This is a genomic window from Frateuria soli, assembly GCF_021117385.1.
GTDB classification, from domain to species: Bacteria; Pseudomonadota; Gammaproteobacteria; order Xanthomonadales; family Rhodanobacteraceae; genus Frateuria_A; species Frateuria_A soli.
Genome location: NZ_CP088252.1, coordinates 563909 through 587505 on the forward strand (window position 1 = coordinate 563909; position 23597 = coordinate 587505).

Here is a 23597-nt window from a genome sequence, read left to right on the forward strand (position 1 = left end):
CGGGTGCGCTCCTGCCTGACTTCAGGCGGATTGGAGTGCGGTCTCGCGCAGGAACGCGCCGATGTCCTCGACCAGCTGGTCGAAGTGCGTGTGGTAAAGCCCGTGCGGCGCGCCGGCGTACTCCACGTAGCGGCTGTGCGGCACCAGCGTGGCGATCGCGCGCCCCTGCTGCACCGGTTCGCTGGCGTCGCGGTTGCCGTGGATCACCAGCAGCGGCACGTCGATCGCCGCCAGCTCCGCGCGCTGGTCGGCCCGCTTGGCGCGGAAGCATTCGAGCAGCGCCTGCAGCGAGGCATCGTGGATGATGTCGATGGTGTGTTGCACGAACTGCGGCGAGGTGCCGGTTTCCGCGGGCAGGAAGAAAGCGTCGGCGTTGTCGGCCAGCCAGCGCGGCAGGTCGCTGCGGATGGCGGCGAGCACGGCGTCGGTGGTGGGCTCGTCCATGCTCCACGGCCCGCGGCTTCCTTCGGCATAGCTGGGCGCGACGGGCGCCAGGAAGACCATCCTGGACACGCGTCCGCTGCCGTGGCGGGCGAGGTAGCGGGTGGCTTCCCCGCTGGCCATCGAATGCGTGACCAGCGTGGCCTCGCGCAGGTCCAGGTGCTCGAGCAATCCGGCCACGTCGTCGGCCAGGCGATCGAGCTGGTAGCCGCGACCCGGGTCATCCGAACGGCCGTGGCCGCGACGGTCCATCGCGATGCAGCGGTAGCCGAGCGCGTTGAAGTACAGCATGTGCCGGTCCCAGGCGCGCGAGTCCAACGCCCAGGAGGCGAGGAAGACGATCGGTCGGCCGTGGCCCCAGTCGCGGTAGAACAAGCGGGTCTCGTCGGTGGTGGTGAAGTGGCTCATCGGGTGACTCCGGAATCGGTGCGCCGCCGCGCTTGCGGCGGCGCGGATGGGAACTCAGGCGGCCACCGGAACCTTGTCCAGGAAGCCATGCACGCGGCGGATGCGGCCCTCGTCCAGCTCGGCCACGTCGAAGCCGATCACCAGTGGTTCGCTCGCGTCCGGTGCGGCGAGATGCCAGTGGAAGCGGGCCACGTCGTGGTGCGCGTCCACTTCGCCGGCGAGCGTGAAGACATGGCCGGGAAACATGCCCTGCACGGCATCGATGGTCGCGTCGATGGCTTCCCACCCATGTGCCTGCGCCATCGGGTCGGTGTAGGTGGCGTGTTCGGCGTAGACGTCCTCGATCAGCGCGCGGCGGCGCAGCGGATCGGCTTCGTTCCAGGTGCGGAGGTAGTTGGCGATCAGTTCGCGGGTGGCGTTCATGGCGGTGCTCCGTGGTGGGTGTGGGCACAGCTTGCGGCCGGCGTCGGGGCGGGGCGATTACCTGGCAGGTAATGGGATGCATCCGTCGGCTTCTCGTCGCCGCGACGCCGGAGGCGGAATGCTGGTACCCCGTTGCCGACGGAGCAAAGGCCATGAGCAAGCAGCGCAGGCATGACGAGGTCCGGCAGGACGAAACCAGGCAGGACGCTTCGCCGTCGCGGACCGGGCGGGTCGCGGCAGACCACCCTGCCGACGAGCCGTTGCCGCCGGGCGGACACGGCGATCCGCGGCGCGACCGCCTGGAAACCATCGAATGGGCGGACGACCGCACGCGCGCGCTCGATCCCCGGCACGGCGGCCTGGACGAGGAGCCGATCGAGGACCTGCTGGAAGGCGGCGAGACCGACGCGTCCTATGGCAAGGAGGCCCGGCAGGTCACGCCGACGATCGATCCGCGCAACGAGCGGGACGACGAACGCTAGCGTCTAGGGCGCCGGTGCGGCTTCCACCGTACCCGCGGCCATCCTCCGGCGCGGGCGCAGCAGCAGGCCGCCGAGCAGGGCCGCCAGCAGCGCGAAGCCGGTACCGGCCAGGAACGCGACGCGGTAACCGGCATTGAGCGCGACCGCCTGTGCGGCCCCGGCCTCCAGCGCCGTGCCGGTGCGCGCGGCCGCCAGGCTGGCCAGCACGGCCAGGCCCAACGCACCGCCCATCATGAAGGCGGTGTTGACGATGCCCGAGGCCAGTCCCGAATCGCGCGGCTCGACGTCGTTCATCGCCGCCAGCAGCACCGGGTTGAAGGCGATGCCCGCGCCCAGGCCCAGCAACACCATGCCGGGCAGTACGTCGACCAGGAACTGCCCGTCGACCGGCGCGCGTGCGAACAAGGCCAGGCCGACCGCCGCCACCAGCAGGCCGCCGGCCAGCGGGCGGCGGAGGCCGAAGCGCATCACGATGCGCGCGGAAAGACCCAGCGAACAGGCGGCCATCACCAGGTTGCCGGGCAGGAAGGCCAGGCCCACTTCCATCGGCCCGTAACCGAGCACCAGTTGCAGGTACAGCGCGGACAGGAAGAACCAGGCGAACATCGCGCCGGCCCACAGCACGCCGACCACGTTGGCGATCGACAGGTTGCGCAGGCGGAACAGCTTCAGCGGCACCAGTGGCGCGCGCACCCGCGCCTCGATGAACAGGAACAACCCGAACAGCGCCATCGCGACGGCGAGCATGCCCAGCGTGCGCGCCGACAACCAGCCGGCCTGGTTGCCGTCGACGATCGCATATACCGCCAGGATCAGCGCCGTGGTGATGGCGAGTGCGCCGCCCACGTCCAGGTGGCGCCTGTCGCTGCTGCCGAGGACCGCCCCCGGCAGCAGCCTGAGCGAGGCCACGAACACCGCCAGGCCGATCGGCAGGTTGACCAGAAACACCCAGTGCCAACCCAGTGTGCTTACCAGCAGGCCGCCGAGCAGCACGCCCACGCTGCCGCCGCCGGCGCAGACGAAGCCGTACACGCCCATCGCCTTGGCCCGCTCGGCCGGTTCGGTGAACAGGTCCATGATCAGCGACAGCGCCACCGCGGTGACCACCGCGCCGCCCAGGCCCTGGATGCCGCGGGCAACCACCAACCATTCGCGCGAACCGGCCACTCCGCAGGCCAGCGAGGCGAGGGTGAACAGCACCAGCCCGAGCAGGAACAGCTTGCGGTGCCCGAACAGGTCGCCCAGCCGCCCGCCCAGCAGCAGGAACCCGCCGTAGGTCAGCACGTAGGCGTTCACCACCCAGGCCAGCGTGGCCTCGGAAAAGCCCAGGTCGGCGCGGATCGAGGGCAGCGCCACGTTCACGATGGTGGTGTCCAGCACGATCATCAGCACGCCCAGGCACAGCACGGTGAGGGCGAGCCAGCGGCCGTCGCGGGTGGGGGATGGGGTCGGCATGTTCAAGCGGGAACTCCTTGGCGGGGCGTGCGGCATGGTAGGGAATGGCCAGCGGCCTATCAGCTGTCATGACGACGATCCGGCCGCGTGCGGATCGACATCCGGCACCACGGGCCGGGCGTGCGAGAATTCCCCGCATGAACCTGCTCGCCATCGAAACCAGCACCGAAGCCTGCTCCGTCGCCCTCGTGCACGGACAGGAAGTGATCGCCCGCAGCGAACTGGCGCCGCGCCGCCACGCCGAACTGGCGTTGCCGATGGCCGATGCGCTGCTCGCCGAAGCGGGCCTGGGCCGCCACGCACTCGATGCGATCGCCGTCGGCCGTGGCCCCGGCGCGTTCACCGGCGTGCGGCTGGGCGTGGCGCTGGCGCAAGGCATGGCGCTGGCGCTGGACGTGCCGGTGGTGCCGGTGTCCTCGCTGGCCGCGCTGGCGCTGGAGGCGCCGGAGGACGAGGCGGCGGTCCTCGCCGTGATCGATGCGCGCATGGGCGAGATCTATGCCGCCTGCTATCGGCGCGAGGGCAACGGCGGACTGGTTGCGCTGGATGAGGAGCGTGTCTGCGCGCCCGAGGCGCTGGTGGTGCCGCAAGCCGAGGCGTGGAACGTCGTCGGCAGCGGCTGGACGACGTACGCGGACGTGCTGCGCGGGCATCTGACCGGCGAGTTGCGGCAGGCCGAAGGTGACCGCTATCCGCAGGCCCGCCGCGTGGCGGAACTGGCCGTGCGCGAATTCGAGGCGGGCCGAGCCGTTCCGCCGGAACATGCCTTGCCGGTGTACCTGCGCGACAAGGTCGCGCTGACGCTGGCAGAGCAAGGCCGCCCCGCGCCGTAGACCGGCTCGGCGTCTGACGCGTCGCTCTTCGTAGGAGCCCACTTGTGGGCGATGCCCTTCGTGTCAGGCCAAGAGCATCGCCCACAAGTGGGCTCCTACAAAGGATCCATGCACCGAGGTCCGCGCCTTCAGAGTTGCCCGATCGCCAACTGCACCAGCAGGCTGCTCACCGCCACCGCCACCCACACGCCGAACCCCAGCAGGATCGGCCGCGGTCCGCTGGAGATCATCCGGCGCAGGTTCGCCGACAGCCCGATGGCGGTCAGCGCCATGATGATCAGGAACTCCGCCGCCTGATGGATCAACGGCTGCACTGCCTCGGGCACCAGCCCCGCCGTGCGCACCGCCGAGGCGGCCAGGAACCACAGGATGAACCAGGGGAAGATGCGCTTGAGGCTGAAGTCGGCGGCGCCTTTCCTCTTTTCGCGCATCGCCACCATCACCGCCAGCGTGATGCATACCGGGATGATCAGCGTGGCGCGGGTGAGCTTGACGATGGTGGCGTAGTCACCGGCGGCATGGCTGTAGCTGTAGCCGGCCGCGACCACCGACGAGGTGTCGTTGATTGCCGTGCCCGCCCACAGGCCGAAGCCGAGGTCCGACAGGTGCATCAGGTGCCCCAGCAGCGGGAACAGCAGCACCGCCACCACGTTGAACAGGAAGATGGTGGAGATCGCGAACGCGGTGTCGTGCTCGTCCGGTCTGATGATCGGCGTCACCGCGGCGATCGCCGAGCCGCCGCAGATCGCCGTGCCCACGCCGATCAGCACCTTGAGCTGGTCGTGCACGCCGAGCAGCCGCCCCAGCCCCCACGCCGCCACGAAGGCGGCGCTCATGGTGACCAGCGTCACCGACAGGGATTCCAGGCCGGTCTTGGCCACCTGGTCGAGGCTGAGCCCGAAACCCAGCGCGATGATCGACCACTGCAGCACCTGCTTGCCGGCGAACTGGATGCCGGGCGTGAAACGCGCGCCTGGCGATACGGCGTTGCGCACCAGGATGCCGAGCACGATGCCGATCACCGGCCCGCCGACCAGCGGCGCCAGCCGGCCCATCCATAACGCCACCAGCGCGATGGCCAGGGCCAGGCCCAGTCCGGGCAGGCGGGCGGCAAAGGTGGAGGCAGGGGCGGCGGCAACGGCATTCATCGGATGTCCCGGCGATGGCATGGCGCCATTGTCCGCTCCGATTGTCTTCAGCAAAACTTTGTATGTTTGATCGATGCTATAAGTTCTGCTGAATGCTCAACATCACGCCCCGCCAGCTCGACGTGTTCGTGCAGACCGCGCTGCACGGCAGCCTGCGCGCCGCCGCCGAACGCGTGCACCTGACCCAGCCGGCCGCCAGCATGGCGCTGGCGGAACTGGAGCGGCAGGTCGGCGCGTCGCTGTTCGACCGCGAGCGAGGCCGCCTGCATCTCAACGCGCGCGGGCGCGAGCTGCTGCCGCGTGCGCAGGAATTGCTCGAGCGCCACGCGGAACTGGCCAGCTTCGGCCAGGGCGATGCGCAGGTGCTGGCGGGCGAGCTGCGCATCGGTGCCAGCAACACGGTCGGCAACTATCTGGTGGGCGAACTGCTCGGCAGGTTCGTGCGCACGCAGCCGCAGGTGGCGATCCGGTTGCGCGTGGCGAACACCGACACCATCGCCTCGATGCTGCTCGACCATGCGCTGGACGTCGGCTGCGTGGAGGGTCCGGTCGCGCACCCGCAACTGGAGCTCAAACCGTGGCGCGGCGACCGCCTGCGCGTGTGCGCCGCGCCAGACCATCCGCTGGCGCGCAAGCGCACGCTCAAGCCCGCCGATTTCGCCGGCGCGCGCTGGGTGCTGCGCGAACCGGGCTCGGCCACCCGCGCCACCACCGAGCGCGTGCTGGCGCAACTGCCGCCGGGCGAGACCGTGCTGGAACTGGACCAGATCGAGGCGATCAAGCAGGCCGTCGCCGCCGGCCTCGGTATCGCCTGCCTGCCCGAGGTGGCGCTGGTCGATGCGCTGGCGACCGGACGGCTGGTGGCGCTGAAGACGCCGTTCCTGGACCTCAGGCGCATGCTCTCGCTGCTGTTGCACCGGCAGAAGTACCGTGGCGCGCTGCTCGAGGTTTTCCTGCGCTCCCTGTAGGTTTCTGCAGGTCGTGGCGGCAGGTTCACCTGGTGGCGGCTAGCGTTCGCAGGCCATGCCTTCGCGCACCAGCAGCAACCCATTCGGCGTCCCGCTTGCCAAGCCGGTGGACGAGGTGCCGGCCGGTGCACTCGCGACGCTGCGACGCAAGGCGCGCGACTGCCGTGCCTGCCCGCTGTGGCGTTATGGCACGCAGACGGTTTTCGGGCAGGGCCCCGCGGCGGCGCAGGTGATGCTGATCGGCGAGCAGCCAGGGCTGCAGGAGGATCGTGAGGGCGTGCCCTTCGTGGGACCGTCCGGGCAGCTGCTCGACCGCGCGCTCGGCGAGGCGGGGCTCGACCGCGAGGCCCTGTACCTGACCAACACCGTCAAGCACTTCAAGTACGAGACCCGCGGCACCGCCAAGCTGCACAAGCGCGCCAATGCCGCCGAGCAGGCCGCCTGCCGCATGTGGCTGGCGGCCGAGTTGCTGCGGGTGAAACCGAAGCTGGTGGTGGGCCTGGGTGCGATGGCGGCGCAGACGATGTTCGGCAATGCCTTTCGCATCACCCGCGAGCGCGGCGTGTGGCGACCGCTGGGCGAGGGCACCCGGGGGCTTGCGACCTGGCATCCGTCGGCGGTGCTGCGCATGCCCGAGGAAGCGAACCGGCACGCGGCGTTCGACGAGCTGGTGGCGGATCTGCGGGCGGTGGCCGGGGCGCTTGAACGGTTGGACTAGGGCAAAGGCCTCCCCCTCTCCCCAACCCTCTCCCCCGGCAGGCCGGGGGAGAGGGAGCCGATTGCGCGGGTTTGGGAACCTGTTCTTTTGCCCCAAAGCCCGCTCAGAAGGAAAAGCGGCAAGCTCGCCCGATCAGCCCCCTCTCCAGACGGGCCGGGGGAGAGGGAGCCGATGGCGCGGGTTTGGAAACCTGTTCTTTTGCCCCAAAGCCCGCTCAGAAGGAAAAGCGGCAAGCTCACCCGATCAGCCCCCTCTCCAGACGGGCCGTGGGAGAGGGAGCCGATGGCGCGGGTTTGGAAACCTGTTCTTTTGCCCCAAAGCCCGCTCAGAAGGAAAAGCGGCAAGCTCACCCGATCAGCTCCCTCTCCCCCCGCGGGCCGGGGAAGAGGGAGTCGATGGCGCGGGTTGGAAACCCGTTCTTCTGCCCCACCGCCCGCTCAGTAGGAAAAGCGGCAAGCTCGCCCGATCAGCCCCTCTCCCCCGGCCCCGCCGGGGGAGAGGGTTGGGGAGAGGGGGAGGTCTTTGCTCGCGTCTAATGAAAATCCCGCGACCGCACGTCCAGCTCGCCCAGCATCGGCGTCAGGTCCTCCAGCGAATGGGCGATCAGATGCTGCACGCCATGTTCGCTCTCCAGGTGGCCTTCGATCGCCAGCAGCCGCGACGCCAGCAGCACGCGGCGCTGGCGAAGCACCACGCGCCGCCAGATCACCACGTTGGTCAGCCCGAACTCGTCCTCGATGGTCAGGAACACCACGCCGCTGGCGGTCTGCGGCTGCTGGCGCAGGGTGACGATGCCGGCCACGCGCACGGAACGTCCGTTCGGCAGCGCGGCCAGCTCGTTGGAGGCGCGGTAATGCCGCGCGCGCAGCCGCGGGCGAAGCAACCGCAGCGGATGCGGCCCCAGCGTGGTGCCAGTGAGCGCGTAGTCGGCGCGCAGGTCTTCGCCACGCGAGGGCAGCGGCAGCGCGATGGCCTCGGTTTCGGGCGTGGAGGCGGGGAACAACGGCAACTGCGGTTCCACCCCGGCGATCGCCCAGCGTGCGCGGTGGCGATGGCCGGCCAGCGCGCGCAGCGCGCCGGCATCGGCGAGCAGTCCCTGGTCGCGGCGGTCGAGCTGCGCGCGAATGCTCAGATCCGCCACGTCGACGAACGGCCGCTGTTCGCGGGCAGCCGTGATGTCCCTGGCGGTCGCCTCGGAAAACCCGCGGATCAGCCGCAGGCCCATGCGGATCGCCGGCTGCAGCTGCGCATCGCGCTCGGGTTCCAAAGTGCAGTCCCAGTGGCTGTGGCGCACGTCGACCGGCAGCGTGCGGATGCCGTGGCGGCGCGCGTCCTGCAGCAGCTGGTCGGGCGAGTAGAAGCCCATCGGCGCGGAGTTGATCAGCGCGCAGGCGAACGCCGCCGGCTCGTGGCATTTGAGCCAGCTGCTGACGTAGGCGAGCAGGGCGAAGCTGGCCGCGTGCGATTCGGGGAAGCCGTAGCTGCCGAAGCCCTTGATCTGCTCGAACAGGTGTTCGGCGAACTCGCGGCTGTAGCCGTTCTTCAACATGCCGGCGAGCAGCTTTTCGCGATGCGGCTCCAGCCCCCCATGGCGCTTCCAGGCGGCCATCGAGCGGCGCAGCGCATCGGCCTGGCTCCCGCTGAAATCGGCGGCCTTCATGGCAATCTGCATCACCTGTTCCTGGAACAGCGGGACGCCCAGCGTGCGCTTGAGAACGTCCTTCAACGCGTCGGAGGGGTAGCTGACCTCCTCCTCGCCGTTACGCCGGCGCAGGTAGGGATGGACCATGTCGCCCTGGATCGGGCCCGGCCGCACGATCGCCACCTCGATCACCAGGTCGTAGAACTGGCGCGGTTTCAGGCGCGGCAGCATGGCCATCTGCGCGCGCGACTCGATCTGGAACACGCCGATGGTGTCGGCGCGGCTGATCATCTCGTAGGTGGGCTTGTCGTCCTTGTGGTCCTTGTTGATGCCGGCGATGGTGTACTCGCCACGGCCGCTGTCGCGCAGCAGGTCGAAGGTCTTGCGCAGGGCGGTGAGCATGCCCAGCGCCAGGCAGTCCACCTTCAGCATGCCCAGCGTGTCCAGGTCGTCCTTGTTCCACTCGATCACCGTGCGGCCGTCCATCGCGGTGTTCTCCACCGGCACCAGCGTGGAGAGCGGATGCTCGGAGATGACGAAGCCGCCCGGGTGCTGGGAGAGGTGGCGCGGAAAGCCGATCAGTTGCGCGGTGAGCGCGAGCACCTGGCGGATCAGTGGCGTGTCCGGATCGAAGCCGCGCTCGCGCAGTCGGTCCGACGGCGGCACCTCGCCGCTCCAGCGGTCCAGCGTGGCGGACAGTTCGCCGGCCAGCTCCGGCGTCATGCCCAGCGCGCGCGCCACGTCGCGGACCGCGCCACGCCCGCGGTACTCGGTGGCCACCGCGGTGAGCGCGGCGCGGTCGCGGCCGTAGCGGTCGAATACGTACTGCAGCACTTCCTCGCGGCGTTCGTGTTCGAAGTCGACGTCGATGTCCGGCGGCTCGTCGCGGTCGGCCGAGATGAAGCGCTCGAAGAGCAGGTTGCTCGTTGCCGGATCGGCCTCGGTGATGCCGAGCGCGAAGCAGACCAGCGAATTGGCCGCCGAGCCGCGGCCCTGGCAGAGGATGCCCTTCGAGCGCGCGAAGCGGACGATGTCGTGCACGGTGAGGAAATAGGACTCGTACGCCTTGAGCTGGATGAGGTCCAGTTCGGCTTCGATCTGCCTGCGCCATGCTTCCTTGGCGCGGTCCGGCCAGCGCCAGCGCACGCCTTCCTCGACCAGTTGGCGCAGCCAGCTGGTCGGGGTGTGGCCCTGCGGCACAAGTTCGTGCGGGTAGGTGTATTCGAGTTCTTCCAGCCTGAAGGTGCAGCGCTGCGCGATCGCCACGCTCTCGGCCAGCAGTTCGGGCGGATAGATGGCCGCGAGCGCGCGACGCGTACGCAGATGGCGCTCGCCGTTGGGGAACAGGCGGTGGCCGGCCTGCGCCACGGTGGTGTGGTGGCGGATCGCAGTCATCACGTCCTGCAACGGGCGGCGGGCGCGCACGTGCATGTGCGCGTCGCCGCTGGCAACCAGTGGCAGGCCGAGGTGCTCGCCGACGGTGCGCAGGGCGGCCAGGCGCGCGGCGTCGTCGGGACCGCGGTGCAGCTCGACCGCGAGCCAGCAGCGGTCCGGGAAGCGTTCCTTCAGCCAGCTGCCTTCGGCCGCGTCCGGTCGCGCGCCGGGCAGCCACAGGGCGAGCAGGCCCTCGGTGTCGCCCAGGTCCTCGCGCAGGGATTCGTAGCGGCCCTTGGGCGCGCGGCGGCGCGCGGTGGTGATCAGCTGGCACAGCCGTGCATAGCCTTGCTGGTTCTCCACCAGCAGCACGCAGCGGAGTCCATCGGAAAACCGGAACTCGCTGCCGACGATCAGCCTGATGCCGCTCTCGCGCGAAGCCTCCAGCGCCCGCACGATGCCGGCGAGGGTGCATTCGTCGGTGATCGCGAGCGCGCTGTAGCCTTGTTGCTTCGCACGCTCGAACAGCTCGATCGCCAGCGAGGCGCCGCGCTGGAAGCTGAAGGCGGAGAGGCAGTGGAGCTCGGCATAGGCGGGGAGGCTCATGCCGCTACCCTCCGGCTCTGCCGGGCGCTCCGGAGACGCTGCGCCGCCCCTTCGCCTTTTGTAGGAGCGCACCTTGTGCGCGACCGGTAACGCCGTACGTTGCGGGTACGCGGGGATGACGGTCGCGCACAGGGTGCGCTCCTACAGGAAAGGCATGCGCGGCAATCGTGGCCGGGAGGCTCATGCGAACCACCCGTGCAGCATGAAGCCTTCGCGTTCGCCGACCGGGCAGTAGGCCCAGGCGCGTTGTCCGGCGGCGGTTTCGACCACGTAGTAATCGCGTCGCACGTCGCCGTCCCACCAGCCGCTCTCGACACGCTCGGGGCCGGCCAGGATGCGCAGCCCGCGTTCGCGCAGCGGAATCGGTCGCGGCAGCAGCCAGCCGGGGCGGGGCAGGGGCGGGGCTTCGGCACTGTCGCCGTGATCGCGCCATGCGCGCTCGGGACGGTGATCGGCGCGGATCGACAGGCCGTGCACGGCCTCGTCGCCCAGCCGCGCGCGCAGGCGTTCGCGCAGCTGTTCCCAGGGCACCGCCTGTTGCGGACGTACGTCGAACAGGTCACGGCCGGCCGGCACGAACGGCGGCAGTTCGCGTGCGATCAGTTGCAGGGCGCGTACCGGCGCGGCCAGTTGCACCAGGTCGAGCCGGCCGCGGGCCAGTTCGAACAGCATGCCCGCATCACGCTCGGGGGCAAGCAGGCCGACCGGCACTTCGGTGGCGGCGCCGCGTTCGTGCTCCAGCCGCAGCACGAAGCGCTGCACGCCGCCGTCGCGACCGGCCAGGTACGCGGCGAGATCGCCGGTCATGCGACGCAGCGGGAACAGCAACTGCCCGGTGGCACCGACCTCGTAGTTGAATTCGATGCGCGATTCGAAATGGTCCGGCGGCTGGTAGCAGTCCAGCGGCGTGGCGAGCGCTCCGGTGAGGCGATCGAGCTGGTCGAGGGTGTCGGTGCCCACGCGCCGGCCCAGCGCCGCGCGCGGCAGGGCGTAGACCTGGACGAGCCGGCGCAGGCCCATGCGGCGCAGGCTGTCGGCCGCCTCGGGCGGAAGACCGGCACGCTCCACCGGCAACTGGCCGAGGGCCTGCTTCAGCGGCGCGTCGTGGGTGATCGCCAGGCCGTCGTGCACGCCGGCCAGGGCGCGCGCGGCCCAGGGATTGGGCGCCAGTGCGATGCGGTGGCGGAAGCCGAGCGCGACCAGGTCCTCGCGCAGCAGCGCCTCCATCCGCGGCCAGGGGCCGAACAGGCGGAAGCTCGCCTCCACTTCGACCAGCAGCGAGGCCGGCATCTGCCGGCTGACCTGCGCGCCGTAGCGGTAGGCCCAGGCGGCGAGGAAATCGTGCCAGCGCGTGGTTTCGGCCGGATCGTGCTCGACCGTGGCGAAGCGCGCGCAGATCGCCTGCGCGGTGGCCAACGGCAGGCCCGCGCGCAGGCCTTGTGCCTTCGCCGCGGCGTTGACCGCGCGCAGTACGCGCCGCTGCACGGGGCCGTCGACCAGCACCAGCGGCTCGTCGGGATCGGCATGACGACGAAGGACGCCATCGAGCGCCAGCTGCGGCAACAGGATGCAGGCCCACAACATGCCGTGGGCCTCAGGCGCGATCCGGGACAGCCGTGACGTGGCTGTCCGGGATGGTTTCGGGCGTGCCCACCGGCAGCGGCCAGGGCAGCGGCTGCGACGGCGGGTTGCCACCGCGGCACTTGAGCACGCGCAGGCGCGCGGGGCGGGTTTCCAGCACCAACCGCAGCGCGGCGGGCGAGGCGTGGACCGCCGCCGACGCGGGGCGCATCGCTACGCCCAAGCACTGGCCGGTTTCGGCCGCCAGTTGCAGCCGGCGCAGCGTGCGGTCGTCGGCCTGCTGCGGCCAGCACAGCACGGCCGCGCAGGCAGCCGAGCGCAGGCATTGTTCGGTCGCCCAGGGCACGTCTCGTGGCTCGGCACGCACCACCTGCAGCCGCTCCAGCCGCACGCCCGCGTGGGCCCAGGCGGCGGGGAAGGGCAGGTAGGGCGGACCGATCAGCGCCACCCGCCCGCCGGCCTGCGTCAGGCGCGCGAGCGTGGGCCACAGCAGGCCAAGTTCGCCGATGCCGTCGAGCGGCAGCAGCACTTCGCTCAGTGCGCCTTCGGGCCAGCCGCCGCTGGGCAGTGCGGTGTCCAGCAACGGGAAGCCGGTCGGCTGGCGCGAGGGCGGACGTGCCTGCGGCTGGCCGCGCCAGAGGCGGCGGGCATCGAACAGGTGATCGAGGGCGACGACGTTGCTCATGCGCGCGCAGCCGTGCAAGGGGCTTCAGCCCGCCATGGGCGCATGGAGCGGAGGACTGAAGCCCGCCCTGCGGAACTGTTGGTGACGATGAAGGTGTCCATGTGTGTATTACGTCGCTTCGAGCGAGGTGCGAGGCCAGCCTTGGCCCCTCACCCCGGCCCCCTCCCCACGGGGAGAGGAGGCAGTGCATGGAAGGGCATCAGCCGGGCCTCACCAGTCCGGCGAACAGGCCCTCGATGGCGAAGTCGGTGGCGCGCGGGTCCACTTCGATCGGCGCATAGGCGGGATTGCGCGGCAGCAGGCGGACGCGGCCGTCCCTGCGTTCGAACCGCTTGACGGTGAACTCGCCTTCCAGCCGCGCCACCACGGTCTGGCCATGGCGCGCCTCGGGCGTGCGATGCACGCCGATCAGGTCGCCGGGGAGGATGCCGTCCAGCAGCATCGAATCGCCCACCACTTCCAGCAGGTAGTCCGGCTTGAGGCGGAACAGCGAAGCATCCAGCGCCACTTCGCGACGGACCTCGGCGTCCGAACCGATCGGCCGGCCCGCCGCCACGCGGCCCAGCAGCGGCACCGTGAGTGCCGGCAGCGGCGGCGGCTGCCGCAGACGGATGCCGCGCGCCTGGCCGGGCACCAGTTCGATGTGGCCCTCGCGCGCCAGCGCTTCCAGGTGCAGTCGCGCCGAGCGGTTCTGTTTCAGGCCCAGCGCGGCGGCGATCTGCAGCTGCGAAGGCGGGTAGCCGTGCACCGCGATGTGTTCTCGCAGGTAGTCGAGCAGGGCTTGGCGGGTGGGGCTGAGAATCATGTTACTAATATTAGTACACCGGGGAAGGTCGCGGCAGGGGGATGCTTTTGGCATCATTTCGTGAAGGGGAATCCGGCGATTTGCCGAAGGCGTGAAGATCCGGGGGGACTTCAATGTGTCCGCCCAGGACTTCAGGCGCGTGGGGGGAAGCACATGGTGTCCGCTTTGCTGCTGGGCGTTGGCTTGCTGCTGGGTATCCCCGCGGCGGGCGCCAACGCACCGGCCTCCGCTCCCGTCGAAGCGGCCCCGAACCGGGTTCTGCCGACCCCGCAGTTCCGTCGCTACGGCAGCGCCGATGGCCTGCCCAGCAGCCTGGTCTACGCCGCCGTGCAGGCACCCGACGGCACCATGTGGTTCGGTACCAAGAACGGCATCGCGCGTTTCGATGGCGTGGAGTTCGAAAACTTCCGCCACATCTCCGGCGAGCCGGGCTCCCTGGCCGGCAACGGCATTTCCTCGTTGCTGATCGACCGCCAGGGCCGACTGTGGGCCGCCGGCCTGGACGCGGGCCTGAACCGGTTCGATGCGGCCACCGGCACGTTCAGGCACTGGCAGCACGACCCGACCGATCCCGGCAGCCTGGTGAGCGAGAAGGTCTGGGCAATGGCGCAGACGGCCGACGGCAGCCTCTGGGTAGGTACCCGTTCCGGGCTGGACCGCATGCGCGCGGACGGCAGTTTCGAGCACGTCGTCAACCCGCTGCTCGGACCCAGCCCCGCCGACCTCGGCGAGGTGGCCGCGCTCTACGTCGACCCTCGCCAGCGCCTGTGGGTCGGCAGCGTCCACGGCATCTTCAGGCGTGACGCGGACGGCAGCTGGCACCGGGTGCTGCCGGCCGATCCGGCGCAGACGATGGATGCCTGGCGCATCGACGGCAGCGGCGACGAGGTGCGCATCGCCACCGTGCGCGGGCTGCTGGTCATCGGTCCCGACGGCCGCGCGCACCGTTTCGCCCGCGATGCGTTGCCCGACATCAACATCATGACAAGTACCCGCGACCATGCCGGCCGGCTGTGGATCGGCACCCAGCGGGGCCTGTTCCTGCAGGAACAGCCGGACGGGCCGGTGCTGCCGGTGATGAACCGCCCGGTGCTCTACGGCAACCTGCCCGGCACCTGGGTGTGGCAGCTCTACGTCGACCGCGAAGGCGGCCTGTGGGTGACCACCCTCGATGGCGGCGTGGCCTACCTCGCGCCCGGCTGGTACAGCTTCAGCCGCTACACCCATATCCCGGACAATCCGGCCAGCCTGCGCGATTCGGTGGCGACCACCATGGCGCGCGGCCGTGACGGGCGGCACATCTGGGTCGGCGAACGCGACGGCAGGGTGGATCGCCTGGACCCCTACACCGGCGCCGTGGAGCACGTGCTGTCCGGGTTGCGCGGCGACGTGCTGGGCATGACCGAGGGCGAGGGCGGCCGCCTGTGGGTCGCGGTGCAGGGGACGCTCTATCGCACCCGGGGTTCGCGCGTGGATGCGGTCGATCCCGAAGGCCTGATGTTCCGCCATCCGCTGGAAGTCGAGCCTGGCCCCGATCACCGCCTGTACGTGCGCACCTTCCGCGAGGGCCTGTTCCGCGTCGACCCGGACACCCTGGAGGTGACCCGCGTGCCGATGCACCAGGCCGACGACAAGATGCTGTGGGGGGCGCAGATGACGCTCAACGACCGTGGCACCTTCTACTACGCCAGCGAAGGCGGCCTGATGCGGCTGGACCGGACGCACAGCTTCTTCGAGCCGGTGCCGGGCGGTCCTGCCGGCGTTTCCGTGGAGGCCTTCAGCTTCTCGTCCGACGGCCTGTGGCTGGCCACGCCCGACGGGCTGCAGCAGTACCGCTACCACGATGACGGGCTGGCGCTGGTGCGCCACGTGGACATGGCGCACGGCTGGCCCTCGGTCGGCGTGGTCGACATGCGCGTGGACGCGCGCGGGCGGGTGTGGATCTTCGGCACCGACGGCCTGTGGCGCTTCGATCCGGACACCGGGCGCTTCCGCTCGTTCGGCCTGCAGGATGGGCTGAGCAACGCCGAGTTCTCGCGCGGTTTCGCGCTGATGCCCGACGGCAACCTCTATGCGCCGACGCTCGGCGGCGTGGTCGCCTTCAATCCCGACCGCGTATGCGAGCAGGCCACCGTGCCGCAACTGGCGCTGACCCGCGTGCGGGTGCGCCGCCATGGCCAGCTGACCGAGCTGCCGCTGGGCCCGGGCCCGGTCGAGGTGGACTGGCGCGATCGCGAGCTGGGCGTGGAGGCGCGGGTGTTCTCCTACGTCGACCCTTCGGCCAACCGCTACCGCTTCCGGCTCGACGGCCTGGACGGCAGCTGGATCGACGTCGGCAGCCGTGGCCAGCGCGACTTCGCCGGCCTGGCCGCCGGCGACTACACGCTCAGGGTGATGGCGGTCGGCGCCGGTGGCGCCTGGGCGCACCTGGCTGCGCCGCTGCGCATCCACGTCGAGGCGCCGCCGTGGGTGCGCTGGTGGGCCTGGCTGACCTACGCCATCACGCTGCTGCTGGTGGTGTGGATGGCGCTGCGGGTATGGCGCCGGCGCATCGCGCAGCGCCATCGCATCGCGTTGGCCGAACAACAGCGCTGTCTGGCGGAAGAAGCCAGCGCGGCCAAGACACAGTTCCTGGCCACGCTCAGCCACGAGATCCGCACGCCGATGACCGGCGTGATGGGTATGGCCGAACTGCTGCTATCCACGCCGCTCAAGCCCGAGCAGCGCGAATACACCCTGGCCATGCAGCGCTCCGGCGGCATGCTGCTCAAGCTGCTCAACGACGCGCTCGACCTGGCCCGCATCGAGGCCGGCCGGCTGGAGCTGGAGCTGGAGCCGTTCGATCCGCGCCAGGTAGTCGAGGACGTGGCTCAACTGCAACTGGGCCATGCCCAGGTCAAGCGACTCTCGCTCACGGTGGAGCTGGACGGCGACCTGCCGCCACGCGTCGTGGGCGATGCCGTGCGCATCAAGCAGGTGCTGCTCAATATCACCCACAACGCGTTGAAGTTCACCGAATACGGCAGCGTCAGGCTGCGCGCCGAGTGCGACGCTGAAGGCCTGGTCTTCAGCGTCGTCGACACCGGGCCGGGCATCCCGGAGGCTGCGCAGGCCCGGCTGTTCCATCGTTTCGAGCAGGTCGAAGGCCCGCAACGACGCGCCGGCAGCGGTCTCGGACTGGCGATCTGCCGCGAGCTGGTCGGCATGATGGGCGGCAGCATCGAACTCGAGTCGCACGTGGCCCAGGGAAGCACCTTCCGCGTGCGCCTGCCGTTGCAGCTGCCCGAGGACGCCGTCAGCATGCCCGTCCTCGCGCAAGCGCCGGTCGGCGGGTCGCTGCACGTGCTGCTGGTCGAGGACGACACGATCGTCGCCGCAGTCATCCGCGGCCAGCTCGAACGCCAGTGCCACCGCGTCTGCTACGTCGCCAACGGCCTGGGGGCGCTCGCCGAACTGGACCAGTCGCGTTTCGACGTCGTGCTGCTGGACCTGGACCTGCCGGGCGTCGACGGCTTCCAGGTCGCGCGCCTGGTCCGTCAGCGCGAGGAGGCCGGCCGGCGCGTTCCGATCATCGCCATCACCGCCCGTTCCGGTGGCGACGAGGAAGCCTGCGCGCACGAGGCGGGAATGGATGCGATCCTGCGCAAGCCGTTCAGTAGCGAGGTGCTGGCCGAGCTGTTCGTGGCGCTCGTGCCCGGACCGGCCATGCCCGCGGACGAGGTGGCCGATCCGGCCTGACCGCGCCGGCCGCGTGACCGTCCGCCCCGGGTTGTCGCTCGGCGTCAGCTCAGGAGGAGCAGCCGGTGCGCGTCGTTGACCTGTTCCAGGGTGGCGTAGCAGTGCGCCATGACGCACGCGCCCGTCCATTCTGGCGCCGCGCTCGTCGCAGAGGTCATCGTCATGGGGTGATAAAGCTCGCCCCCGACGTTGAGCGTGGGCGGAAAAGTGAGGGCGGCATCGGTGACCTTGCTGATGACCTTTCCGTGATGGCTTCCGCCGGCCAGCAGGCATTTCCATGTCCGATGATTCACGAGCACGCTCCCCTTGCCTAGCCGGGCAAGATCGGTCCGGAAAGGTGAAGCGCATGTGAAATACGGGGCCGTGTCCCGAAGCCCCCGCGAGGCCGTCACCTGCCATCGAACGGCAACCGGGGGGGCACCGATACCGCCTGCGGGCAAAAGAAAAGGGCCCGCATGTCTGCGGGCCCTTTGGACACCTGGTGGCCGGGGACGGAATCGAACCGCCGACACGGGGATTTTCAATCCCCTGCTCTACCAACTGAGCTACCCGGCCGGGAGGAGTGCAGGACGCGTGGCGCGTGCTGCGGAGCCGCGCATTAAACAGGGTGCGAACGCTTGCGTCAAGGCTGGTCGGGGGCGACGTAGCCGGCGGGTTGGGCGACTTCGCCGCCGCCGAAGAAGTACTTCTCCATCTCGCCGGCGAGGTACTGGCGGGTTTTCGCTTCGAGCGGGTTGAGCCGGTACTCGTTGATCAACATGGTCTGGTGGGCGAGCCATTGCTGCCAGGCCTGCCTGGAGACGTGCTCGTAGACGCGTTGGCCGAGCGGGCCTGGCCAGGGGGCGAAGTCGAGACCTTCGGCGTCGATGTCGAGTCTGGCGCAGTGGACGGTGCGGGGCATGCGGATCTTCCTCGTTGCCGTTCGTCCTGAGCGTAGGCCGCGGGCCGGAGTCGAAGGATCGCGAGGCCGCGGCGCTTCGACTTCGCCCGCTTGCCGCGGGCTACGCTCAGCGCGAACGGCTGGTGTGTGACGCGAGCGGTGGGTGCAATGTTCCGAGCAGGGTGCGCACGGGAGCGGGCAGGCCGAGGCTCGGCCACTCGTCGCGGGCGCACCAGCGCAGCGCCACATTATCGGCGATGGCGGGGTGGGCTGTCGCGCCGTCGAACAGCAGCGGCTCGACCTGGAGCCGGTAGTGGCTGAAGACGTGGACGAAGGGCGTGAGCGGTTGCGCGTCGTCCAGTTGCGCGTGCGTCTGCGCCAGTCGCCAGGCCGCTTCGTGGTCGGCCGCTTCGGGCAGGCTCCACAGCCCGGACCACACGCCGCTCGGACCGCGTCGCTCCAGCAGCACACGACCATGGCCATCGCGCAGCACCAGCATGGTGGTGGCGCGCGTGGGCAGCGTCTTGCCGGGCTTTGGCGTGGGCAGTTGCGCGGTGCGACCCTCGCGGCGGGCGACGCAGGCATCGGCCAGCGGACAGGCCGGGCAGAGCGGGCGCGAGCGCACGCAGACGGTGGCGCCAAGGTCCATGATCGCCTGGGTGTAGTCGGCCACGCGCGCGTGCGGCGTGTGCGCCTCGGCGCGCGCCCACAGCTGCTTCTCGACCGCGCCCTGGCCGGGGTGGCCCTCGATGCCGTGGTAGCGGGCAAGCACGCGCTTGACGTTGCCGTCGAGGATGGCGAAGCGCAGGCCGTGTGCCTGGGCGAGGATCGCGCCGGCGGTGGAGCGGCCGATGCCCGGCAGTGCGGCGAGCGCGTCGAAGTCGCGCGGCAGCTCGCCGCCGTGGTGTTCCACGCAAAGCTGCGCGGCGCGGTGCAGGAAGCGCGCGCGGCGGTAGTAGCCCAGGCCCGACCAGAGGGCGAGCACGCGGTCTTCGTCCGCTGCGGCCAGATCGGGCAACGTCGGCAACGCCCCGGTAAAGCGCAGGAAGTAGGGAATGACCGTGGCGACCTGGGTCTGCTGGAGCATCACCTCGGAAAGCCACACGCGGTAGGCATCGCGGCGACCGCCCGGCGCGGGAGCCTGCCAGGGGAGATCGTGGCGCCCGTGGCGGTCGAACCAGGGCAGCAGGTCGGCGGCGAGGGTGGAGCTCATCGGGCGTCGCTGCTGGCCGGTGACGCGGGGGCGCTGGTGCTGGCCGCCGGGGCAGGTGCCAGTTCCAGGTGCAGGCCTTCGACGTGCACGCCGGCCACGTCGAGCGTGGCCACATCCACGTGGCCGCTGCCGGGCGGCACGCCGAGCCTGGGACCTTCCTCGTCGCCGATGTGCGACCACCAGCGCGCCACGCCCAGCGGTGGCACGCGCAGGTCGAGGTGGTTGCCGGGGCCGTCGAGCTTGAGCGCAAGCAGCAAGGGGTTGCTCTGGTTGGCCGGAGTCAGTTCCAGCGAGATGTCATAGCGGCCGGCGTCGGCCTGTTCGAGCGAACCGGCGAGCGTGGCCGCGGCATCCGCCGCGCCGTGCCAGTGCGCCTCCCCGGACAGGCGCATCGCCAGCGTCCCGCCACGGGTGTACTCGAGGTCGATGTCGTTGAGCTGCAACGCGTTGCCCTGGATCCGCGGAGTGGCGATCAGGCGCAGCTGCATCGGGGTGCCATGGGCATCCTTGGCCGAGATCACCAGCGGGAACGGCTGCCCGGTGAGCAGGCTGCCGGCGTCGAGCGAGAAGTCGCGCAGCAGCAACTTGTTGCCGCTGACGATCGTGCCGCGCGCGATGCGCACGCCGGTATCGATGCGCGGGATGTTGGGCGAGCCGCTACCGCCCGAGGGCAGGCCGGACAGCCAGGCCTGCAGCGCGTCCAGATCCACCCGCGGCGCGTCGATCTCCAGCCGCGAGATCACCGTGGGACCGCCGAACAACGTGCTCCAGGGCAACGCCAGGCGGCCGTTGGCAGCCAACAGTATCGGCATGCTGGCACCGTGTGCGGTGAGGGTGAGCCCCTCCAGTTCCAGCGCCGGGCGGGGAAACAGGGCGGGGCGGGCAGGGCTGGCCAGGCTCAGTTCGAGTCCGACCTGGCGCGCCTGCTCCTGCAACATGGCGGTGAAGCGTTCCGGCTGCAGCAGCAGGTACACGGTCACCAGCAGGGCCACCAGGCCGGCAACGAGAAGGCCGGCCAGGCCCAGCAGCGCGATGCGCAGCCGGCGCGTCATCGCAGGCTCAGGCCCGCGCCAGCGTGGCCGGCAGCAGGCCGTCGACGAAGGCGCGCGCGTCGAACTCGCGCAGGTCGGTGGCGCTCTCGCCCAGGCCGACGTAGCGGATCGGCAGGCCGAACTCGCGCGCCAGCGCGAACACCACGCCGCCCTTCGCCGTACCGTCGAGCTTGGTCACCACCAGGCCGGTGACGCCGACGATCTGGCGGAACTGGCGCAACTGGCTGATCGCGTTCTGGCCGGTGGTGCCGTCGATCACCATCAGCACCTCGTGCGGCGCGTCGGCGTCGAGCTTCTTCATCACGCGGGCGATCTTGGACAGCTCGTCCATCAATCCGCCCTGCGTATGCAGGCGGCCGGCGGTATCGGCGACGAGGACATCGGCGTTGCGCGAGCGGGCGGCCTGCAGGGCATCGAAGATCACGCTGGCCGCATCGGCCTCCTGGCCCTGCGCGATCACCGGCACGTTGTTGCGTTCGCCCCAGGTCTTCAGCTGGGCCACCGCGGCGGCGCGGAAGGTGTCGCCGGCGGCGAGCATCACCTGGCGGCCCTCGTCGCGCCAGCGGCGCGCCAGCTTGCCGATCGTGGTGGTCTTGCCCACGCCGTTGATGCCCACGGTAAGCACCACGAAGGGCTTGCGACCGGTGATGTCCAGCGGCTGCTGTACCGGCACCAGCATGGCAACGAGCGCCTCGCGCAATGCGGCCAGCAGCGCGTCGGCATCGGCGAACTCGCGCTTGTGCATGCGCTTGCGCAGGCCTTCGACCAGCGTGGTGCTGGCCTCCACGCCGACGTCGGCGGTGATCAGCAGGGTTTCGAGCTCGTCGAGCAGATCGTCGTCGAGCTTCGGATGGCGCATGAACAGCGAGCTCAGGCCCTTGGCGAAGCCGCTGCCGGAGAGGCGTTCGCGCCAGCTGCGCTTGGCCGGGGCGGGTTCGGCCACGGTCGCGGGCGGCGGCTCGTCGACGATCGCCGGCTCCGCGGGCGCGATTTCAGCACGCGCTTCGTCCAGCACCGGACTTGCATTGTCCAGGGCCGTCGCGTCGGCGGGCGGCGTCCGGCCGTGTTCGGCCGGTTGCTCCGAAGTCGTTTCGGTGGGTTTCTTCTTCCAGAACTTGAGCATTGCGGCGGCGTTTCCAAGACAATGCGCGGATGCTATCACCCGCTACCAGACTGGCCGCTGAGGGCCATTCGTGCCTGCATCTTCCATGCGCGACGACGGTCGCGCACAGGGTGCGCCCCTGCGGCGGGACGTCGGCGTGACGGGGCGCATCCGCATTATCGGGGGGAGCCTGCGCAATTCCCGGCTGGACGTACCCGACCTGCCGGGCCTGCGTCCGACCCCGGAGCGCGTGCGCGAAACGCTGTTCAACTGGCTGCTGCCGGTGATCGCGGGCGTGCAGGCGCTGGATCTGTGCGCCGGGACCGGCGCGCTGGGAATCGAAGCGCTCTCGCGCGGTGCCGGCGCGGTGCGCTTCGTCGAGCGCGATGCCCGCGCGGCAACGGCGTTGCGCGACAACCTCGCGCGGCTGAAGGCCGAGGGCACGGTGACCGTTGCCGATGCGGCGGCGTTCCTGGAGGGGACGCCGACGCCTTTCGGGCTGGTGTTCCTGGACCCGCCGTTCGCGGCGGACCTGTGGACGCCGCTCGCGCAGCGGCTGGAGCAAGGCGGCTGGCTCGCCCCGCAGGCCTGGATCTATGTCGAGTCGCCGCGCGACCGGGTGCCGGCGCTGCCGTCCAGCTGGGCGCTGCACCGCGAGGGCCGGGCGGGCGAGGTGCGCCACGCGCTCTATCGCCGCTGCACGGAGCTTCCGTTAAGCTAGCCGCCACTTTCGCGCTGCAGCCCCTCGTGAACAAAGCCCCGGTGAACAAGCGCCTGGCCGTGTATCCCGGCACCTTCGACCCGATCACCAACGGCCATGCCGACCTGGTGTCGCGGGCCGCGCCGCTGTTCGAGCGCGTGGTGGTGGCGGTGGCCGAGAGTTCCGGCAAGGGGCCGGGTTTCAGCCTGGAGGAGCGCATCACGCTGGCACGGCTGGCGCTGGCCGACCTGCCCAACGTGGAAGTGCGCGGTTTCAACAGCCTGCTGGCCAGCTTCGTCACCGAGGTCGGCGCCGGCGTGATCATCCGCGGACTGCGCGCGGTATCGGACTTCGAATACGAGTTCCAGCTGGCGAGCATGAACCGCCACCTGATTCCGCAGGCCGAAACGCTGTTCCTGACGCCGGCGGAACAGTACAGCTTCATTTCCTCCTCGCTGGTGCGCGAGATCGGCCGCCTCGGCGGCGACATCTCGAGCTTCGTGCACCCGGCCGTGCAACAGGCCATGCGGCAGCGCTGGCGCAAGTAAGGCCATCCTCGAATCCACTCACAGGGAGACACCCATGCGTAAGTTCCTGATCGCCGCCACCTTCGCACTCGCCGGTACCCTGGCCCTGTCGGCCTGCAACAAGCAGGAAGACAACCAGCAGGCCACCCAGCAGGCGGCCGCGCCGAAGCCGACCAACCCGAACGACGCCCAGGCGTGGAACGCCTACCTGGGCCAGATCGTGCAGAACAACATGCAGGGCATGACCGCCGAGCGGCCGTACGCCTACCTGGTGCCGGCCGGCGACGACGAAGACGCCCAGGCCAAGTACGACCGCCAGTTGCAGAGCGTCCAGGACGTCATCGCCCGCGGCGTGCTGCCGGGCAACCTGCTGGCCTTCGCCGGCCCGAACTCGTCCAAGACCGCCCAGTTCGTGATTGACGCTTTCGCCGGCGCCAAGCCGGGCTCGTTCAAGGACGTGATCGTGCTGTTCATCGGCGACCAGGCGGACAAGGACCGCGTGATGACCGCGCTGCAGCCGACCGGTGCGACGGTGCGCTTCGTGGCGATGTAAGCCAGGCGCCCGCGCACTCGAAACGCCCGCGATGCCGGAAGGCGTCGCGGGCGTTTTCGTTTGGACGGAGGAAACACGCACGCCGCGGAGACCACCACCTCTCCCTGGCCCCGGGGGAGATGGCTGGGGAGAGGGGGAGGTTCTTCGCTCTGATCGGGGGACGGCGGAAAAGCCAAAGGCCTCCCCCTCTCCCCAACCCTCTCCCCCGGGCTGTGCCCGGGGGAGAGGGAGTAAGAAGTGCCGCGCCGCGCTACGTCACGCTA

General features: G+C 70.3%; 21 protein-coding genes and 1 tRNA gene. 8 read left to right on the forward strand and 14 right to left on the reverse strand.

Annotated features, from left to right (window positions below; translation table 11 throughout):
• Positions 1-21 precede the first annotated feature (21 nt).
• Together LQ771_RS02440 and LQ771_RS02445 are read right to left on the reverse strand one after the other, a co-directional pair.
• Positions 22-849 carry an alpha/beta fold hydrolase gene (locus LQ771_RS02440; protein WP_231350822.1) on the reverse strand — a complete coding sequence of 276 codons (828 nt, stop codon included), beginning with the start codon at positions 847-849 and terminating at the stop codon, positions 22-24.
• A gap of 54 nt (positions 850-903) precedes the next feature.
• Entirely contained in the window at positions 904-1272 is a 369-nt protein-coding gene (locus tag LQ771_RS02445; protein ID WP_231350823.1) for a nuclear transport factor 2 family protein, read from the reverse strand.
• Positions 1273-1424: 152 nt separating this feature from the next.
• Between LQ771_RS02445 and LQ771_RS02450 the strand changes: the two genes are divergently transcribed.
• The gene (locus LQ771_RS02450) at positions 1425-1754 is read left to right on the forward strand and encodes a hypothetical protein (protein ID WP_231350824.1); all 330 of its coding nucleotides are present in this window, start codon (positions 1425-1427) and stop codon (positions 1752-1754) included.
• A 3-nt stretch (positions 1755-1757) separates the two neighbouring features.
• Here LQ771_RS02450 and LQ771_RS02455 read toward each other — a convergent pair whose 3' ends face one another.
• Positions 1758-3209 carry a DHA2 family efflux MFS transporter permease subunit gene (locus tag LQ771_RS02455; protein WP_231350825.1) on the reverse strand — a complete coding sequence of 484 codons (1452 nt, stop codon included), beginning with the start codon at positions 3207-3209 and terminating at the stop codon, positions 1758-1760.
• A gap of 137 nt (positions 3210-3346) precedes the next feature.
• Here LQ771_RS02455 and tsaB point away from each other — a divergent pair, with 137 nt between their 5' ends.
• Positions 3347-4042 carry a tRNA (adenosine(37)-N6)-threonylcarbamoyltransferase complex dimerization subunit type 1 TsaB gene (gene tsaB, locus LQ771_RS02460; RefSeq protein WP_231350826.1) on the forward strand — a complete coding sequence of 232 codons (696 nt, stop codon included), beginning with the start codon at positions 3347-3349 and terminating at the stop codon, positions 4040-4042.
• 128 nt (positions 4043-4170) lie between these two features.
• On the opposite strand, the gene LQ771_RS02465 is transcribed toward tsaB, so the two are convergent.
• On the reverse strand, positions 4171-5190 hold the full coding sequence (locus LQ771_RS02465; RefSeq protein ID WP_231350827.1) for a YeiH family protein: 1020 nt from the start codon (positions 5188-5190) through the stop codon (positions 4171-4173).
• Between the two features lie 92 nt (positions 5191-5282).
• Between LQ771_RS02465 and LQ771_RS02470 the strand changes: the two genes are divergently transcribed.
• Together LQ771_RS02470 and LQ771_RS02475 are read left to right on the forward strand one after the other, a co-directional pair.
• Positions 5283-6158: a LysR substrate-binding domain-containing protein gene (locus LQ771_RS02470; RefSeq protein ID WP_231350828.1), complete on the forward strand. Its 876-nt coding sequence runs from the start codon at positions 5283-5285 to the stop codon at positions 6156-6158.
• Between the two features lie 55 nt (positions 6159-6213).
• Positions 6214-6876: a UdgX family uracil-DNA binding protein gene (locus LQ771_RS02475; RefSeq protein ID WP_231350829.1), complete on the forward strand. Its 663-nt coding sequence runs from the start codon at positions 6214-6216 to the stop codon at positions 6874-6876.
• 532 nt (positions 6877-7408) lie between these two features.
• On the opposite strand, the gene LQ771_RS02480 is transcribed toward LQ771_RS02475, so the two are convergent.
• The 4 genes from LQ771_RS02480 to lexA form a co-directional block, all read right to left on the reverse strand.
• Complete coding sequence (locus tag LQ771_RS02480) at positions 7409-10498, reverse strand: error-prone DNA polymerase (RefSeq protein ID WP_231350830.1); 3090 nt, start codon at positions 10496-10498, stop codon at positions 7409-7411.
• Positions 10499-10678: 180 nt separating this feature from the next.
• On the reverse strand, positions 10679-12082 hold the full coding sequence (locus tag LQ771_RS02485; RefSeq protein ID WP_231350831.1) for a Y-family DNA polymerase: 1404 nt from the start codon (positions 12080-12082) through the stop codon (positions 10679-10681).
• Between the two features lie 10 nt (positions 12083-12092).
• Positions 12093-12764 (reverse strand): translesion DNA synthesis-associated protein ImuA, encoded by a 672-nt coding sequence (gene imuA, locus LQ771_RS02490; protein WP_231350832.1) that lies wholly within the window; start codon positions 12762-12764, stop codon positions 12093-12095.
• 199 nt (positions 12765-12963) lie between these two features.
• The gene (gene lexA / locus LQ771_RS02495) at positions 12964-13569 is read right to left on the reverse strand and encodes a transcriptional repressor LexA (protein WP_231350833.1); all 606 of its coding nucleotides are present in this window, start codon (positions 13567-13569) and stop codon (positions 12964-12966) included.
• Between the two features lie 153 nt (positions 13570-13722).
• Between lexA and LQ771_RS02500 the strand changes: the two genes are divergently transcribed.
• Complete coding sequence (locus tag LQ771_RS02500) at positions 13723-17307, forward strand: hybrid sensor histidine kinase/response regulator (protein ID WP_231350834.1); 3585 nt, start codon at positions 13723-13725, stop codon at positions 17305-17307.
• Positions 17308-17351: 44 nt separating this feature from the next.
• On the opposite strand, the gene LQ771_RS02505 is transcribed toward LQ771_RS02500, so the two are convergent.
• From LQ771_RS02505 to ftsY, 6 genes are all read right to left on the reverse strand, one after another.
• On the reverse strand, positions 17352-17606 hold the full coding sequence (locus LQ771_RS02505; protein WP_231350835.1) for a hypothetical protein: 255 nt from the start codon (positions 17604-17606) through the stop codon (positions 17352-17354).
• 180 nt (positions 17607-17786) lie between these two features.
• Positions 17787-17862: transfer RNA gene (locus LQ771_RS02510), tRNA-Phe, on the reverse strand.
• Between the two features lie 67 nt (positions 17863-17929).
• Entirely contained in the window at positions 17930-18208 is a 279-nt protein-coding gene (locus tag LQ771_RS02515) for an oxidative damage protection protein (RefSeq protein WP_231350836.1), read from the reverse strand.
• 106 nt (positions 18209-18314) lie between these two features.
• Positions 18315-19400, reverse strand: coding sequence for an A/G-specific adenine glycosylase (gene mutY / locus LQ771_RS02520; protein WP_231350837.1), 1086 nt, complete (start codon positions 19398-19400; stop codon positions 18315-18317).
• Entirely contained in the window at positions 19397-20452 is a 1056-nt protein-coding gene (locus LQ771_RS02525; RefSeq protein ID WP_231350838.1) for an AsmA family protein, read from the reverse strand. The genes mutY and LQ771_RS02525 overlap by 4 nt, the downstream gene beginning before the upstream one ends.
• 7 nt (positions 20453-20459) lie before the next feature.
• Entirely contained in the window at positions 20460-21575 is a 1116-nt protein-coding gene (ftsY, locus tag LQ771_RS02530; RefSeq protein ID WP_231350839.1) for a signal recognition particle-docking protein FtsY, read from the reverse strand.
• Between the two features lie 85 nt (positions 21576-21660).
• Here ftsY and rsmD point away from each other — a divergent pair, with 85 nt between their 5' ends.
• The 3 genes from rsmD to LQ771_RS02545 are packed head-to-tail and all read left to right on the forward strand — an operon-like array spanning position 21661 to position 23334.
• Positions 21661-22275, forward strand: a complete 615-nt coding sequence (gene rsmD / locus LQ771_RS02535; RefSeq protein ID WP_231350840.1) for a 16S rRNA (guanine(966)-N(2))-methyltransferase RsmD — start codon at positions 21661-21663, stop codon at positions 22273-22275.
• A gap of 26 nt (positions 22276-22301) precedes the next feature.
• Positions 22302-22802, forward strand: a complete 501-nt coding sequence (coaD, locus tag LQ771_RS02540) for a pantetheine-phosphate adenylyltransferase (RefSeq protein WP_231350841.1) — start codon at positions 22302-22304, stop codon at positions 22800-22802.
• A 34-nt stretch (positions 22803-22836) separates the two neighbouring features.
• On the forward strand, positions 22837-23334 hold the full coding sequence (locus tag LQ771_RS02545) for a hypothetical protein (protein WP_231350842.1): 498 nt from the start codon (positions 22837-22839) through the stop codon (positions 23332-23334).
• Positions 23335-23597 lie beyond the last annotated feature (263 nt).